The organism is Pectinatus sottacetonis, assembly GCF_015732155.1.
GTDB classification, from domain to species: Bacteria; Bacillota; Negativicutes; order Selenomonadales; family Selenomonadaceae; genus Pectinatus; species Pectinatus sottacetonis.
Window position 1 is genome coordinate 2,192,050 of the sequence record NZ_WIQK01000001.1, and the last position, 16,071, is coordinate 2,208,120.

At 36.0% G+C, this 16,071-nt stretch carries 14 protein-coding genes; 8 read left to right on the top strand and 6 right to left on the bottom strand.

Annotation, left to right across the window (positions count from 1 at the left end):
* Position 1: 1 nt before the first annotated feature.
* A complete protein-coding gene (locus tag I6760_RS10310; RefSeq protein WP_196594342.1) occupies positions 2–2,515 on the bottom strand; it encodes a DUF3656 domain-containing U32 family peptidase in 2,514 nt (837 codons plus the stop codon).
* 105 nt (positions 2,516–2,620) lie between these two features.
* Positions 2,621–2,863, bottom strand: a complete 243-nt coding sequence (locus tag I6760_RS10315) for a cell division protein ZapA (RefSeq protein WP_196594343.1) — start codon at positions 2,861–2,863, stop codon at positions 2,621–2,623.
* 210 nt (positions 2,864–3,073) lie between these two features.
* Between I6760_RS10315 and I6760_RS10320 the strand changes: the two genes are divergently transcribed.
* The 5 genes from I6760_RS10320 (at position 3,074) to I6760_RS10340 (ending at position 7,803) form a co-directional block, all read left to right on the top strand.
* A complete protein-coding gene (locus I6760_RS10320; protein WP_231036240.1) occupies positions 3,074–4,792 on the top strand; it encodes a DUF4127 family protein in 1,719 nt (572 codons plus the stop codon).
* Positions 4,793–5,116: 324 nt separating this feature from the next.
* Positions 5,117–5,317, top strand: a complete 201-nt coding sequence (locus tag I6760_RS10325) for a 4Fe-4S binding protein (RefSeq protein ID WP_196594345.1) — start codon at positions 5,117–5,119, stop codon at positions 5,315–5,317.
* A complete protein-coding gene (locus I6760_RS10330) occupies positions 5,314–6,456 on the top strand; it encodes a 2-oxoacid:acceptor oxidoreductase subunit alpha (RefSeq protein ID WP_196594346.1) in 1,143 nt (380 codons plus the stop codon). The genes I6760_RS10325 and I6760_RS10330 overlap by 4 nt, the downstream gene beginning before the upstream one ends.
* Before the next feature lies 1 nt (position 6,457).
* Positions 6,458–7,282: a thiamine pyrophosphate-dependent enzyme gene (locus tag I6760_RS10335; RefSeq protein WP_196594347.1), complete on the top strand. Its 825-nt coding sequence runs from the start codon at positions 6,458–6,460 to the stop codon at positions 7,280–7,282.
* Positions 7,279–7,803 (top strand): 2-oxoacid:acceptor oxidoreductase family protein, encoded by a 525-nt coding sequence (locus tag I6760_RS10340; RefSeq protein WP_196594857.1) that lies wholly within the window; start codon positions 7,279–7,281, stop codon positions 7,801–7,803. The genes I6760_RS10335 and I6760_RS10340 overlap by 4 nt, the downstream gene beginning before the upstream one ends.
* Before the next feature lie 95 nt (positions 7,804–7,898).
* Here I6760_RS10340 and eam read toward each other — a convergent pair whose 3' ends face one another.
* Positions 7,899–9,158, bottom strand: a complete 1,260-nt coding sequence (gene eam, locus I6760_RS10345; protein WP_196594348.1) for a glutamate 2,3-aminomutase — start codon at positions 9,156–9,158, stop codon at positions 7,899–7,901.
* 379 nt (positions 9,159–9,537) lie between these two features.
* On the opposite strand from eam, the gene I6760_RS10350 reads away from it, so the two are divergent.
* The 3 genes from I6760_RS10350 to I6760_RS10360 are packed head-to-tail and all read left to right on the top strand — an operon-like array spanning position 9,538 to position 12,103.
* A complete protein-coding gene (locus tag I6760_RS10350; RefSeq protein WP_196594349.1) occupies positions 9,538–10,215 on the top strand; it encodes a uracil-DNA glycosylase in 678 nt (225 codons plus the stop codon).
* Positions 10,216–10,244: 29 nt separating this feature from the next.
* On the top strand, positions 10,245–10,898 hold the full coding sequence (trmB, locus tag I6760_RS10355) for a tRNA (guanosine(46)-N7)-methyltransferase TrmB (RefSeq protein WP_196594350.1): 654 nt from the start codon (positions 10,245–10,247) through the stop codon (positions 10,896–10,898).
* Positions 10,895–12,103 carry an FtsW/RodA/SpoVE family cell cycle protein gene (locus I6760_RS10360; protein ID WP_231036242.1) on the top strand — a complete coding sequence of 403 codons (1,209 nt, stop codon included), beginning with the start codon at positions 10,895–10,897 and terminating at the stop codon, positions 12,101–12,103. Before trmB ends, I6760_RS10360 begins: the two co-directional genes overlap by 4 nt.
* A 157-nt stretch (positions 12,104–12,260) precedes the next feature.
* Here the strand turns inward: I6760_RS10360 and I6760_RS10365 are convergent, their stop codons facing one another.
* Genes I6760_RS10365 through dnaG form a run of 3 tightly spaced genes read right to left on the bottom strand, consistent with a single transcriptional unit; the run spans position 12,261 to position 15,737 of the window.
* Positions 12,261–12,758 (bottom strand): S-adenosylmethionine decarboxylase family protein, encoded by a 498-nt coding sequence (locus I6760_RS10365; RefSeq protein ID WP_196594351.1) that lies wholly within the window; start codon positions 12,756–12,758, stop codon positions 12,261–12,263.
* Between the two features lie 11 nt (positions 12,759–12,769).
* On the bottom strand, positions 12,770–13,888 hold the full coding sequence (rpoD, locus tag I6760_RS10370; protein ID WP_196594352.1) for an RNA polymerase sigma factor RpoD: 1,119 nt from the start codon (positions 13,886–13,888) through the stop codon (positions 12,770–12,772).
* Between the two features lie 52 nt (positions 13,889–13,940).
* Complete coding sequence (gene dnaG, locus I6760_RS10375; RefSeq protein WP_196594353.1) at positions 13,941–15,737, bottom strand: DNA primase; 1,797 nt, start codon at positions 15,735–15,737, stop codon at positions 13,941–13,943.
* Between the last annotated feature and the right edge of the window lie 334 nt (positions 15,738–16,071).

Consider the following 16,071-nt stretch of genomic DNA (forward strand, 5'->3'; position numbering starts at 1 on the left):
TTCAGTCATTGAGAATAATGCCGCGGAAAAAATGACCGCGGGTAAAATTGCTGCCCTCAATTGTTTCTATAGAGTTGTTTTGAAAAATAGGGTGATATTTACCTTTTTTTAGTACTTCTTTATATATTTTTACAGTTTGTTTTAATTTGTTTATATTCATATATCTTCCATCAATACGGATTCGGCTTAATCCTATATGAGAAAGATCTGGTATATGAGCCAGCATAACTAACTCCCGGCCATTTAAAATATGCATATGGCAAAATTGATCACTGATGACAGGAAAATGTTCATTCTTTCTGTCTTTTAGATAGAAATTGTTGCGTTTGCAAGGTGCGGTGCAGCTTCCACTGTCTACTCCGCCTAAAAAACTGCCAGGAATACAATATTCAGATACCATTAATTCAATATTGCCTTGAACAATAATTTCTGCAGGTAAAGTAGAAAACGACAAGATATTTTTTATTTGTGCTAAATTTAATTCCGGGGATAAGGTTACTCCTTGGATAGTTAGTTCTTTAAGAAAAGCTATAGAAGCATTATTGAAAACATTCATGGAAAAATCTGTCCAGATTGGCAGAAATTTATTAATTTTAGCGAAAATAGTGCGAAGTTTTCTAAGTTGTCCTAAAGTGTTAACGTATATACCAGAAAAATTTTCTATATCAATATGGGTTATGAGTGAATCAATATAGCCCATTTGATCCTGCCTTAGGATTCGGGGCAGGTTGAGATATAAAGCAGTATCAGTATCGCGGCATATTCTGCTGGCAGCTCTGTAATCGTCACTTGTCAGCGGCCGCCCTGTATAACTGTCACCACCCAAAAGTATACCATCGCAATGGGCGGCTGCTCCTGACAATTTGTCTATGGTGTCCACTGAAACAAATAATTGGGGTACAGTGCCTGTATGGTGCTGTTCATGGGCGAAAAAATTTTTCTTGCAGTTAGGTGCAGTTATTTTTGGACGGAGAAAACGCTGTTGCCGTTTTTCGATTATTTTATTGATGACATTGCGGCGTAGTTCATTTAATATGCTCATAGGAACCATTACATTGTCATCAATATCGCAGGATAATTCAGCTAAAAAATAAATGGTATTGCCCAGTCGGCTCATTTGTTTGTGAATAGTATCATAATTAAGCGGTCGTTTTAATGCTTCCTCAGCAATGAATTCTGCTGTGAATGAAGCTGTTATATTGTCAGTATCAACAATATCTATCCTCACAGGGCTGCCAATATGAGCAGTAAGTTTCATATTCAGGGGGATACGTCTGACAGGATCACTGCTAGTGAAAAAAGGTTTTGTTTTTTCTGCCAGGGTCATATCGAATACTTTAAATACACGGTCATGTTCATGTACATGGGAAGGCAGTTTAATGGTTACAATATCACCTTTATGTGCGGTATCAACAGCAGTCTTTCCTATTTTCATAGAAGTGATGTTCTGGTTTATTCTGCCGCCTACTTTTACCCATAAGTCAATTTTATCACCAATTGATAAGTCATCTGACAACTTGATTTGGGCAAGATGGCTGCTGTAGTCATATTGATAAACGCGGCCGATAAGCATACCACGATTATTAGGCTTTTTGTCGCTTATCATAGTTTTCCCTGGACGATTTTTCAAATAAGCTGTTGTAAAATCTCTGTTGAATATTTGGGCAAGTTCCCTATCGGTTTTTTCTTTGTTGTAGGATATGCTGTTATTATAGAATGAATCTATTTTGTTGCGATATGCTTTTACCACTACAGTTACGTATTCAGGTTTTTTCATGCGGCCTTCTATTTTAAACGATTTAACACCGGCTTTAATAAGGTCGGGAATCATATCAATAGTTCTCATGTCGCGTGGACTCAATAAATATTGTCCAGCTTCAGCTGATTGTAATAAATCATTGTCATCTTTGTCTACCAGTGTATAAGGAAGACGGCAGGGCTGGGCACAGCAACCACGGTTGCCGCTTCTGCCACCAATCATGCTGCTCATAAGGCACTGTCCGGAATAACATACACAGATAGCACCATGGATAAATGTTTCTATTTCAATAGCTGTATTGGCGCATATCAATTGTATATCTGCTAAGGTTACTTCTCTAGCCAGGACCACCCGGCGAAAATTCAATTCCTCAAGCATTTTTACGGTTTCCAGATTATTTACACTCATTTGTGTGCTGGCGTGCATTGGCAGATCAGGAACGACGGTTTGGGCAATTTTAGCAACACCCAGATCCTGGACTATTATAGCGTCTACGCCGATAGAATATAAATAACATAAATAGTCGGCAAGTTTTTGTATTTCTTTATTATCTATTAATATGTTTACTGTTACATGTACAGCCGTGTTGCGTAGATGGGCATAATCAACAGCCCGTTTTAAGTCATCATTAGCAAAGTTATCGGCAAAAGCGCGGGCACCAAAATTTTTGCCAGATAAATATACGGCATCAGCACCGCTTTCAACAGCGGCTTTAAAAGACTGCCATGTTCCTGCCGGAGCAAGTAATTCAACCAAAAAAAAACCTCCATAATATATATAAATCTACTGTGAGAATTTACTGAAATAAAAATAAACGGCATGGAAAAACCATACCGCCTTATCTATTGATAAAAGCTGTATTTATTTATCGTTTAAAAATTTTATTAGATCATCATAGTCTTTTTTCATTTTAAAATAGTCATCAGCAATATGTAGGGCTGTTAATACGCCGATACGCTGAATAGGAAGATATTGATTCTTTTTTACTAATTCACGCATTTTTGTATCAACTATAGTAGCAAGCTGTTTCATATATTCTACATCAACATCACCTTTTATGGGATATTGTTCACCATAGATATCTACTGTTAATTTGTTTTCCATGAATATCACCTGTCAAATATGGATTTATCTATGCTAATTTTAGCAAAAGATATATAAATATGCAAGAAATCACCAAAAATAAACAAAGACAAAAACTAAAACCTTATATTTTACCGAAGGCAAAAAGAAACTTATTTGACATATTTTATCCTTTTTTATACTATGAATAAACAATAGGCATAATATTTGCTGATAAAATATTACAGAAGGATGAATAAATTGCATAAACGAAGTATATTTTTAGTATTGGCTGTAATCACTTTTGCAGCAGTTTTTCACTATATATATTTTGCAGATACACAGGGTAAATATAAAATACCTGAACAAAAATATAGTAAAAATGTAGTACTTATACCGTTAGACGGTCGGCCTCCTTGTAGAAAATTTGTCATTGATGCCGGAAGGCTGGCTGATATAAAAATAGAGACACCGCCGCAGCAAATTATGGATTATTATACTAAAGCTGGCAATACAAAAGCACTTTGTGATTGGTTAAAAGAGAATGCTTCTTTTTCAAACGGGATAATTGTATCAGCAGATCAGCTTTTATACGGTGGCTTGCTGGCATCACGGCGGTCGTTTGGCAAAAATACCGATCAGCAGTTTTTATGGTATACGCTCGATACTGTTCATCAGGAAAATCCTTCTCTGCCGGTATACGTATTCAGCATATTACCGCGTATAACGCCGCCAAATAGTGTCGATTCAGCGGATGATATAAAAAATCTTATTAAATATTCGCGTTTGACTGATAAAATAATCTTTAGTCATAATAAAAAAGACATTAATGAATTAGATAAGCTACAACGTAAAATTTCTAAGAAATATTTGGCACAGTATGTGGACTTATACAATAAAAATTTACTTTTAAATAAAAGGCTGGTTGATTTGGCAAAACAGGGAATAATAACTAAATTGGTTATAGGTCAGGATGATGGAGAAAAATATGGCATTCCCAATATAGAAAGAAGAAAATTGAAAACATATATTAAACAGACTGGAACAGAGAATAATGTGATAATAACACATGGTGCTGATGAAGTAGCTATGTCATTATTATTTAATATGGCAGAAACAATAAGAAGAGAAAATTATCATCCGCGTATTTTTGCGGCATATAATGCACCACAGTCAGAAGATATAATATTACCCTATATGGCGGCTGATGTTAAAAAAATAGTAGAGGAAAAAGTATCATTGGCAGGAGGAACTATAGTCACTTCGCCGGAAAATGCCGATTTTATATTGTATCTTCATATTGGAACAAAAAAAAATTTATCTACACGATATTTTGATGCTATGCGTATAAAAAAATGGCTTAGTGAAGGGAAAAAAGTTGCTTTGGTCGATTTGAGCAAAAATTTTCGAGCCGATGAGACGGTTTTTCCCATATTATTGTCTAATGATGTTCCGGTTAATCAATTGATAGCATATTCGGGCTGGAATACAGCCAGCAATTCAATAGGGACAGCCGTGGCACAGGCTGGTTTATATACAATGATGGGGAAATATGCATTAAATGATAATGATAAACTGCGATTAATTTATGATAATCTTACAATATTGTATGATCATTTTGTTGAGGATTATTTTTATTTAAAAGGAACTTTATATGCTGTGAATACAGTTTTGCGCAAAGCAGGGATAAATAATGTTAACGATCTCGATATGGATAATAGCTATCTATGGGCAAATTATATGTTAGAAAAATCGTTGCAAAGACAAATTGATAAATTTGCCTATTGTGAGGCTTCTCGTGAGCCAATAAAATTTAAAACGGCATATGGAATAAAAAATATATATTTGCGTAATATAAAAATAAAGGCATTTTTCCCTTGGCCAAGAACTTTTGAAATAAATACGGATGTAAAATTTACTATGGACAGTGGACAATCACGTAATATTATGCATAATAGTAAGGATGATTGACAGCAAAATTAACTGGTAACCGCAAGAGGATAGGAAAAAAAATAAAATATAGTTCATGAATAATTATAAATAAAATATGAATATTTATCGAAAAAAATGACAAAGTAATATAACTTTTGTTTATATAGTGTTGTCAAAAAGAACAATATTCTCTATAATATACATTATGACTTATAGTTTAGATCCTTATTTATAAAAAATTTTTATATTTTATTAGAAAATGAGGCGTTTTATCCGAAGATAAACGGCTTTTGTATACTATTTAAGGGATATATCAAATAAATGGCTGGTTTATGAGCGGATAATCAAATGGGAGGAAACTTTATGAATGTGGAAATATTGTTGAAGTCAGAACGCTGTAAAGGATGTGGAATTTGCGTAGCTTTTTGTCCTAAAAAAGTATTGCAGCTCGATACATTGGGACACTGTAGTGTAGTAAATCCTGAAGCATGCATTGCCTGTGGTCAATGCGAATTGCGTTGTCCTGATTATGCAATTTTTGTTGATAAGAAGGTGGGTGCATGAAAAAAATGAGATTACTTCAAGGCAATGAAGCCTGTGCAGCAGGGGCGATAGCAGCTGGAGTCAGATTTTTTGGTGGTTATCCGATAACACCGTCAACAGAAATAGCTGAAACCATGGCAAGAGATTTGCCGTCTGTCGGGGGGCATTTTATTCAGATGGAAGATGAAATCGGCGGAATGGGAGTAGTTTTGGGAGCTTCTCTGGCAGGGAAAAAGGTCTTAACAGCAACTTCTGGACCCGGTTTTTCGCTGAAGCAGGAACTTATCGGTTACGCGGCATGTGCAGAAATACCAGTAGTAATAGTCAATGTGCAGAGAGTGGGGCCGTCAACGGGGCAGCCAACATCACCGTCGCAGGGGGATGTCATGCAAGCGCGCTGGGGAACACATGGTGATCATCCGATGATTGCGCTGTCACCATGGACAGTCAAAGAAACATTTGATGCTGCTGTCATGGCAGTTAATTATGCAGAACGGTTTCGTACGCCGGTAATTCTGCTCATGGATGAAATTATTGGTCATTTAAGAGAAAATGTACAGCTGCCTGAGACGGCTGAGCTAAATATTTATCCGCGCCGTAAACCTGTTAAAACAAGAGCTGAAGGATATGAACCATATAAACCTGAAGCTGATATGGTGCCTAATCCAGCCGATTTTGGTACAGGGTATCATATTCATGTGACAGGGCTTGTCCATGATTATACGGGATTTCCTTCGGGCAGTCCTGTAGTTACTGAAGAATTTATTGACAGACTGCATAAAAAAATTGCGATAGCACAAGATGAAATTACCCATTATGATGCCTTTTTTATGGATGATGCTGAATATGCTGTAGTATCATATGGCGGAGTAGCGCGCACAGCTTATGAAGCAGTAAGGCAGGCTCGCGAAAAGGGCTTGAAAGTAGGTATGATAAGGCTGATGACCATATGGCCGTTTGCCGATAAAATAATCAGAAAAACTGCTGACAAAGTAAAAGCGATATTAGTTCCGGAATTGAATTATGGGCAGCTGAAATATGAAGTTGAAAGAGCAGCTATGGGAAAATGCCCAATTAAACTGCTTGCTAAATATAATACAGAGATTTTTACTCCGACAGAAATTTTAACGGCAATTACGAGTTTAAAGGGGGAATTTTGAAATGATGGAACGTACATATGAAAAATATTTTCGTCAGAATCGTTTACCCCATATATGGTGTCCGGGCTGCGGCAATGGTATTGTTATGAAGGCAATTGTCCAGGCTGTAGAAAAAGAAAAACTTTCTCGTGATAATACAGTTATAGTTTCCGGTATTGGTTGTTCATCAAGAGCCTCTGGTTATATGGATTTTGATACCCTGCATACTGCGCACGGCAGGGCAATCCCTTTTGCTACGGGAATAAAATTGGCTAATCCGGAATTGAATGTTATTGTTATAACCGGTGATGGTGATTGTACCGCGATTGGAGGAAATCATTTTATTCACGGAGCAAGAAGAAATATTGATTTGACAGTTGTTCTTTTCAATAATACTATTTATGGAATGACTGGAGGACAAGCTTCGCCCATGACACCACTGCATAAAAAAGCGACTACGGCACCTTACGGTAGTGTAGATCGTCCATTTAATGCCTGTTATTTGGCTCAGGCAGCCGGAGCAGCTTATGTTGCTCGCAGTACGGCGTTTCATGTGCAGCATTTGACAGACATGATAGCTGATGGAATAAGCTGTGAGGGCTTTTCCTTTATTGAGGCAATTGTGCAATGCCCAACAGCTTATGGTCGTAAAAATAAGCTGCCCGATCCAGCTGATATGATGAAATGGATGCGTGATAGTGCAGTGATGAAATCAGCATGGGATAAACTGCCGGAAGAAAAGAAAACTGATAAGTTCCCTATAGGTTTATTTTATAAGCATAAATTTGTAGAATATACGAAAGCTTATGATGAAGTAATCAAAGCAGCGCAGGGGGGAAATAAATAATGAAACAATTACGGTTATCAGGTTCTGGTGGACAGGGAGTTATTACTGCGGCAATTATTTTTGCTGAAGCTGCGATGAATGAAGGCAGGCAGGTTGTACAATCACAGTCTTATGGACCGGAAGCACGTGGCGGGGCATCTAAGGCTGAAGTTATTATTGCCGATGAAGTAATATATCATCCTAAAATTATTAATCCTGATATTGTTTTATCGCTTACACAGAAAGCGGCTGATAAGTATTATAAGGATCTTGATAAGACAAATGGGCTTCTCGTAGTTGATGAAGATTTAGTACCCAATGTACCGAATTTTCCTAATGTAGTTAAAGTTCCGGTAACACGTATAGCTTCGGAAAAAGTGGGGAAAACATTGTTTACTAATATTGTAGCATTAGGTGTATTGGTAAAATTATCAGAGCTGGTTTCATTTGACAGCATTAAAAAATCAGTAGAACAGCGTGTGCCAGCACATACAGTTGCCCAGAATATAAAGGCATTGGAACTAGGATATAATGCTGTATGATAAAGTAATATAATTATAAAAGACCCAGACCATGATAATGATTATTATGGTCTGGGTCTTTTTGTATCTGGGTGGGACTAAAAAAGCAGTAAAATTTATGTTTCATATTCTATGATGCGATCTTCCCAAGTTCGCAGATGTAGTTTGTTGTTATGTTTGTCTATTATATATTCAGGTAAAAGGGGAATTTTTCCGTAACCATTAGGAGCATTTACAATGTAAGAGGGAATTGCCATACCGGAAGTATAACCACGCAGATTTTTCATTATTTCCAGGCCTTTATCAATAGAGGTCACAAAATGCATGGTGCCTTCTACCGGCTTGGCCTGAAATAGATAATAGGGCCGTATGCGGATTTTTAATAATTCCTGGTTTAATTTTTTTATTATATCAGGATCATCGTTTATACCCTTTAATAAAACGGATTGGTTGCCCATAATAACACCGGCACTGGCTAATTTGTCACAAGCTGTTTTGCTTTCCGGGGTAATTTCTCTGGGATGGTTAAATTGGGTGTTGATATAGACGGGTGGATGTTTTTTTAATATATAGCACAATTCATCAGTAACTCGCTGTGGCAGGGTGACAAGTGTACGTGTACCGATGCGTTTAATTTCGACATGGGGAATATTGTCCAGTTCAGTTAAGATCCAATCGAGCATATTGTCATTTAGCAGCAAGGCATCTCCACCGGTTACAAGAACGTCACGTATTTCATTATTATCACGGATATAATTAAGTGCTGCATTGATGTCTGTTTTAGCAGCTTGATGATCGGTTTCACCAATATTTCTGCGCCTTTGGCAATGGCGGCAGTACATTGCGCATTGATTAGTAACATTGATTATTAGTCTGTCGGGGTATCTCCTGACGATACAGGGAGCCGGAGAAGTAAATTCTTCAGCCATTGGGTCTGCTACTCCGGTGTGGACAGTTTCTTTTATAGAAGGAATGCTTTGCATTTTTATAGGGTCCATAGGGTCTTTTTCATTGATGAGGGAAAGATAATGAGGTGAAACAGCCCAGCGGAAGGTGCTTTGGACTGTTTCTATTTCTTTTAACACTGTATCAGGAAAGCTGCTGAGTGCCCTTAAATTTTTTACATTTGTTATTCTGTGAGAAAGCTGCCAATGCCAGTTATTCCAATCTTTGTTAGTAGCAGAAAAATATTTTAATAAAAGATTTTTTTTGGCAGAATATTCGTCCTGTATGTCAAAACCAGTTTTTATAGAAGCTTTTTTCTCAATATAGTTTTTTATTTTCTTTTTTAATGTTGTTACGCGTTTCAATGCCATATCTCTTTTTTCTTCTTCGGTAAAATTGACAATTTTTCTTATTTTCTTATAACTATTCATGGATAATATACGCTTCCTTTCATTTCATAAATAAACTAATGATATACTGGCTGATATACAGTGAAATTGTGTTATTTTGTATAGTATTGTCATGATAAGCAGTGAAGTCAATACTGTCAAAGATAAAATAACATATAATAAAAATGTATTATATTTTGATTTATAATAAGTATAATACTATGATAACATATTTACAGTTAAAAATAAACTGCTATATACTGGGGGAAAATATTAACTATAAATATTATCTGCCGAGAAAATTAACAGCCTTGTGGCAGCGTATATTTTTTTGTATAATATACTATATTGTTTCATTAAGGCAGGCTTAATATAACTGCTTAATCAAAGTTTATTGAAAATAGAGGAATAGTTTAGGTTTATGGAAATTTTTAAGAATGACTGGGCGCAGTACCTTAATGCGGAATTAAAGGAAGACTATTATTTAAAATTACGTGAATTTTTGAAAGAGGAATATAAGAATAGAATAATATATCCGAGTATGTATGATATATTTAATGCTTTGCATTATACAAGCTACCATGAGTGCAAGGTGGTAATTTTGGGGCAGGATCCATATCACGGGCCGGGACAGGCTCATGGACTTAGTTTTTCAGTAAAGCCAGGAGTAAAGTCACCGCCGTCGCTTATTAATATATTTAAAGAATTACATGATGACCTGGGATGCAGGGTTCCCAATAATGGCTGTCTTAAAGCATGGGCACAGCAAGGGGTATTGCTCTTAAATACAGTATTGACTGTGCGCGAACGTCAGGCTAATTCGCATAAAGGTCTTGGTTGGGAAAGGTTTACTGATAAAGTAATCTCGCTTTTAAATGAACGGGAAAAACCTGTTGCTTTTATTTTATGGGGAGCACCGGCCAGACGTAAAAAAGCAATGATTACAAATCCCTGGCATTTTATTGTAGAATCGGCGCATCCTAGTCCGCTATCAGCGTTTAATGGCTTTTTTGGCAGCAGGCCTTTTTCAAAAGTAAATAATTTTTTGATAAATAATGGTCAAAAGGCAATTAATTGGCAGATTCCTGATATAAATTAAAAAAATAATATTCAGCTGGAGGATAAAATTTGCGATTACGTAGGAAACCATGGATAGAAGACGCTATTTTTCAGTTTAAAGATTTTGTTTTTATTAAAGATAATTTTAATGCTGTGGATTTAAAGGGAAATTGGCATAATATTTTTGCTAATGAAGCTCCCTTATATGTGGAGCTGGGAACAGGCAAGGGGGATTTTATCAGCCAGGCAGCAAAGAACCATCCCGAGATTAATTTTCTGGGTTTGGAATTACAGCAGGATATTATTTATCATGCAGCAGAGAAAGTCAATGAGGCTGAGTTAACCAATGTTCGTTTAGCTGTTTTTGACATAAATCACATTGAGGAATTACTTGATAGTAATGAAGTGCAGAGATTCTATATAAATTTTTGCGATCCGTGGCCCAAAAAACGGCATGCCAAAAGAAGATTGACATATATAAGTTTTTTGCAGAAATATAGTGATTTGCTGGTATCGGGTGGTGAGCTGTTTTTTAAAACGGATAACAGACCGCTATTTGATTTTTCCTTGGAACAGTTTAAAGAAGCGGGCTGTAATTTGAAAAATATAAATTATGATTTACATAGCGGCGATATTTTGCAGGAAGATTATATGACTGAGTATGAACGTAAATTTAGTGCGTTTGGTGAGAAAATAAATCGTTGTGAGGTTGTATTTCCTTGAAAAAACTTAAAAAAAATGAACTGTCGGCAAAAAAACATTTTTGGATGAATGATATGGAAGCAATATTTGTCATAATGATGATTCTTATTATCATAGGCATGGTAAATGTTTTCAGTGCCAGTTTCGTAACGGCAGAAATGACATTCAAAAATCCATATTTTTTTCTGGTTAGGCATTTGATCAGTATAGGTGTGGGCGCGCTGTTGTTCATTGTTGCTGCTAATTTTAATTATCATAAACTAAGGACATTTGTTCCTGTTTTAATGGTTTTTACTTTGGCAGCGCTTGTTTTTGTTTTATTTATGGGAACTAGTGTAAATGGTGCCAGACGATGGGTAGGGCTTGGTAGTATGCAGTTTCAGCCATCAGAAATTGCTAAAATTGTTTGTATTATAATGACGGCCTCTTTTTTAGGGGGGAAGATTGATAAACATAGAACTATTTCTTTATTTAATAGGACTTTTCTAATAGTTTTGCTGATGGCAGCGGCTGTTGAATTTGAACCTGATATGGGTACAGCTGTTCTGATTGGCGGCATTCCTGTATTGATGCATTTTATTGCCGGAATGAAAACTAAATGGATATCCTATGCGCTTTTAGTTGTAGGGGTTTTGTTTGGTCTGCTCATTACATTTCAGTCATATCGTATAGATAGAATCAAAAGTTGGTATGACCCGTGGTCACAGTCACAGGGATTTGGTTATCAGACGGTGCAGTCTTTATCGGCAATAGGTTCAGGCGGACTTTTTGGGATGGGACTGGGGAAGGGAATAAGTAAATACTCTTACTTACCAGAAGCACACACAGATTTTGCCTTTGCAGTTTTTAGCCAGGAAAATGGATTGATTGCAGTTTTATTTGTATTTTTTTTATATGCTGCATTGGCTGTTTATTGCGGGAAAATAGCTAAGCGGGCCTATGATGGATTTGGTAAAATGCTGGCTTGTGGTATAATGCTGCTGATTGTAGGACAAGCAGCGGCAAATTTGTATATGGTTGTTGGATTACTGCCTGTTGTCGGTGTGCCACTGCCTTTTATAAGCTATGGAGGGACTTCGCTTATTTTGAATATGGTCAGTATAGGTATATTGATCAATATAGGAAGATATGCAAAGAAGGCAAATAAAAAAGCTTATAATAATTCATTGGAAAGGAGTAAAGCATCAACAACTGAACGCCGGAGGATGATACATAGGTTAAAATAAAAACTTGTGGCAGGCTCATTACTGTGAGAATTTTTCAATGGTGCAGGGAATAATAATGGTTTATATTAAACAATAAATTTATTAAAACAAAATTTTTTAGTCATAAAAAACCAGACAGGAGAGGCTCCTGTCTGGTTTTTATGGAAAATAAAGAGATTTAGTTTTCTATATTTTGTTTATTTTTTCGGCGTAATTTTTTTACAAACTTACGTCCTGGCAATAAGTGGATTACCTTTACTCCTGTATTTTGAATACGTCGTAATGGGGCAGTACGTACTTTAATGTGTGGTTTCATATCAGAAATAGTTCCAAAATCACCACGGCATAAATAAGTTATTTTTATTTTTTCTGGTTTTATAACTTTTCTTAAAGCACGGACAGCTTTTTCAGAAGAACTATCCTGATTGCAGATAAATAAATCTATAGCGACATAACGCAGAGTAGAATAGATATGAGTAGTAAAGTGCCCCTCCATAAGTGGGATGAAAACAATAAAATGATCTTGTTCTACCCGTTTTATATTCATTTCTAATACGGTTAATCCAACTTTATGGAGAGTATTTTTTAAAGCAACAGACAGTAAATCAATATTTACTATTTTTTCAGGTTTGCAATTATACATATCAATTGCGAGCTGACGTGCTAAAATTTTCACACAAATGCTCCTTATTCGAGGAAATCTTTTAACTTTTTACTACGACTGGGATGACGCAGTTTCCGCAAGGCTTTTGCTTCTATTTGGCGAATACGTTCACGTGTAACGCCAAAACTCTGACCGACTTCTTCCAGTGTTCTGGCTCGCCCGTCATCCAGGCCGAAACGCAGTCGCAATACTTTTTCTTCTCTAGGAGTAAGTGTTTTTAAAACCTCTTCAAGCTGTTCCTTTAGCAGGACAAAAGAAGCTGCATCAGCGGGAGCAGGAGCATCATGGTCTTCAATGAAATCACCAAGATGTGAATCTTCTTCTTCTCCTATAGGAGTTTCCAAAGATACCGGTTCCTGGGCAATTTTCATAATTTCGCGAACCCGTTCAACACTTACATCCATTTCCTTGGCAATTTCTTCTGGTGCCGGATCACGTCCTAGGGATTGTAAAAGTTGACGTGAAACACGAATAAGTTTGTTTATTGTTTCTACCATGTGAACAGGAATACGGATGGTTCTTGCCTGGTCGGCAATGGCACGTGTTATAGCCTGTCGTATCCACCATGTGGCATAAGTACTGAATTTATAGCCTTTATTGTAATCAAATTTTTCTACAGCCTTTATTAAACCGAGATTACCTTCTTGTATAAGGTCAAGGAAAAGCATCCCACGGCCAACATATCTTTTAGCAATGCTGACAACTAGCCGCAGATTAGCTTCTGCCAATTTCTTTTGAGCGGCAATACTGCCCTGTTCCATCTGTTTTGCTAATGTGATTTCTTCATCAGCACTAAGCAGAGGAACTCGCCCAATTTCTTTGAGGTACATACGAACCGGATCATCAATATTTATTCCTTCTGGAATGCTAAGATCAATATCGTCATCCGATTTATCATCAGAGGAGCCCTTTTTATGTGATTTTTTTTCATCAGCTTCGTCAACGAAATTTATACCCTTTTTGGTAAATTTTTCATATAACTCATCTATTTCTTCTGGTGACAAATCAATGTTCTGTAGAGCTTCCATAACCTCACCATATGTCAGAACGCCGCCTTTTTTTTGTCCTTTTGTGAGTAACTTTTTTATAAATTCGGCACTTTGCGAGACAGTCGTAGATGCTTGTTTAGTTACTTGTTGCATTTACATGCCTCCTCTCCAATCTTATAAATGTACAAAATAACTCGTGCAATGCTCAATTAACTCCATCCATTTCTTTTATTATTCGCTGAATTTCCTTAAGTTCCTGCTGAAATCTATTATCACCGTTACGTTCGAGTTCGTCTGCTTTTAAGCTATGCTCGGCATAACTTTTTTTTAAGTAGGACAAATGAATTTTTTTCAGATAATCATCAAGTAATTTTGCTTCAGCATTGTTTTCTCTTTCCACTATACAGCGCGATAACTCTGTATAGGCATCACTGCTTAATTCATCTGACGCGGTGACATCATTTATAGGTTGATTGTTATTTAGTTGTGCGGCTATAAATTTTAATATTTCCCGGTGGTTTTTATTGTCAAATTCTTCTATATGTGCGGTAGCTAAAACGTAGTTTAGAATATCTGGTTCGTGCCAAACTTTATTTACAATATAACGGCCAGCTTTCATTACCGCATTATCAACAGGTTTAGTAATAGAATGATTGATTTTTAGCGTATTATAATTATTAAAATGATTATTATTCCGGCGATATCTTTGCAGTTCGTTTCGTAAATCTGTTTCATCAATACCGAGTGTCTGGGCAATTTTAATGATATAACCATTAGTTTCGACGAGATTATTCACAGTTGCTAGTACCGGCAGAATAAAAGAAACAGCTTTTATTTTGCCCTCAAGCGTAGTGTAATTCGTATTTTGCATTATATAATGCAGATGAAAATCAATAAAATTCAATGCTTTGTCAATTAATCCGGCAAATTTATCAGCATCATATTTTCGGATAAATTCATCTGGATCTTTTCCCTCGGGAATTAATATGACCTTCACATTGGTGATACCCGTACTGTGGGCTATTGAAAGAGCACGTAATGTAGCTTTCTGTCCGGCTGAATCGCTGTCGTAGCAAAAATAGATATTGGTACTGTAACGCATTAGTCTTTTACATTGTTCCATTGTGAATGCAGTTCCCAGTGAAGCTACAACATTTGATATGTTGTGGCTTGCCAGAGCAATAGCATCCATATATCCTTCAACAACAATAGCATAATCTTTTTCTCTTATATATTTTTTGGCTTCGTTGAGCCCAAATAATAGTTTGCGTTTGTTGAATAATGGCGTTTCCGGAGAGTTTAGATATTTAGGCTGATCATTATTTAGTATACGAGCACCGAATCCTACAGTTCTTCCCTTTTCATTATCTATAGGAATAATAACGCGTTCGCGGAATCGGTCATAATATCCGCCAGATTTTTTTTTAACGATCAATCCGACTTGCAGTAATAAATCTTCATTGATACCGCGTTTTATAAATGCAGACGATAATTTATTCCATCCGGGGGGAGCAAATCCTAAATGGAACATCTTAATGATTTCATTATTTATACCACGTTTTTTTAAATAAAGTAATCCTGGTTTTCCATAATTAGTTTTTGTCAGACAATTATAAAAAAAAGTCCGTGCCATTTCATGAAGCCGATATAAATTTTCTATGTTTTTTTCTTTTTTTAATTCATAATCGGATTTTTTTTTCTGAGGAACAGGAATATTTAAGCGTTCTGCCTGTAATTTTATTGCTTCACCATAAGAAATATTTTCAATTAAGGATAAAAATTTGAAAACATTTCCTCCCTTATGACAACCAAAGCAATAAAAAAAACCTTCATCCGGCACCACAGAAAAAGAAGGTGTTTTTTCTTTATGAAAGGGACAGCAGCCCCAATAGTTGTGGCCGCGTTTCTTTAAGGGAACATATGCAGAGATTACTTTTATAATGTCGGATGAAGAATGGACTTTTTCTACAAAGTCTCTGTAAGTAACATTGTCTATCATCATATTCACCCGCATGCTAAATTGGATTAAAATATAAAAGCCTACCAATCGACAAATAATTAGCCAGATAAGTAAGATTCTATATTTATATTAAATATCCTTCAATATAAATAAATAAAAATAATAATTATTATTTTTCCTGATATGAATAAGATTCAATAAATTTGTCAGATAATCCTTTTTTTGTTAACAAATTCGTTGTTTTTTTATATTTAATTTGTTAGGATATACATTATAGTTTATATTGTATTGTTTAAATTACCAAGGAAATTTTTACGAGTCTTTAAAGACAGGCAGGGAAAACATAACTAGCAGCTGTGGTTATATGCAGTGAGGT

What these genes read in the sequence shown, in the direction of transcription:
- I6760_RS10315 (WP_196594343.1), bottom strand. Translation starts at nt 2,863, where the DNA reads ATGGAAAACAAATTAACAGTAGATATCTATGGTGAACAATATCCCATA.
- I6760_RS10320 (WP_231036240.1), top strand. Translation starts at nt 3,074, where the DNA reads ATGAATAAATTGCATAAACGAAGTATATTTTTAGTATTGGCTGTAATC.
- I6760_RS10325 (WP_196594345.1), top strand. Translation starts at nt 5,117, where the DNA reads ATGAATGTGGAAATATTGTTGAAGTCAGAACGCTGTAAAGGATGTGGA.
- I6760_RS10330 (WP_196594346.1), top strand. Translation starts at nt 5,314, where the DNA reads ATGAAAAAAATGAGATTACTTCAAGGCAATGAAGCCTGTGCAGCAGGG.
- I6760_RS10335 (WP_196594347.1), top strand. Translation starts at nt 6,458, where the DNA reads ATGATGGAACGTACATATGAAAAATATTTTCGTCAGAATCGTTTACCC.
- eam (WP_196594348.1), bottom strand. Translation starts at nt 9,158, where the DNA reads ATGAATAGTTATAAGAAAATAAGAAAAATTGTCAATTTTACCGAAGAA.
- I6760_RS10350 (WP_196594349.1), top strand. Translation starts at nt 9,538, where the DNA reads ATGGAAATTTTTAAGAATGACTGGGCGCAGTACCTTAATGCGGAATTA.
- rpoD (WP_196594352.1), bottom strand. Translation starts at nt 13,888, where the DNA reads ATGCAACAAGTAACTAAACAAGCATCTACGACTGTCTCGCAAAGTGCC.
- dnaG (WP_196594353.1), bottom strand. Translation starts at nt 15,737, where the DNA reads ATGATGATAGACAATGTTACTTACAGAGACTTTGTAGAAAAAGTCCAT.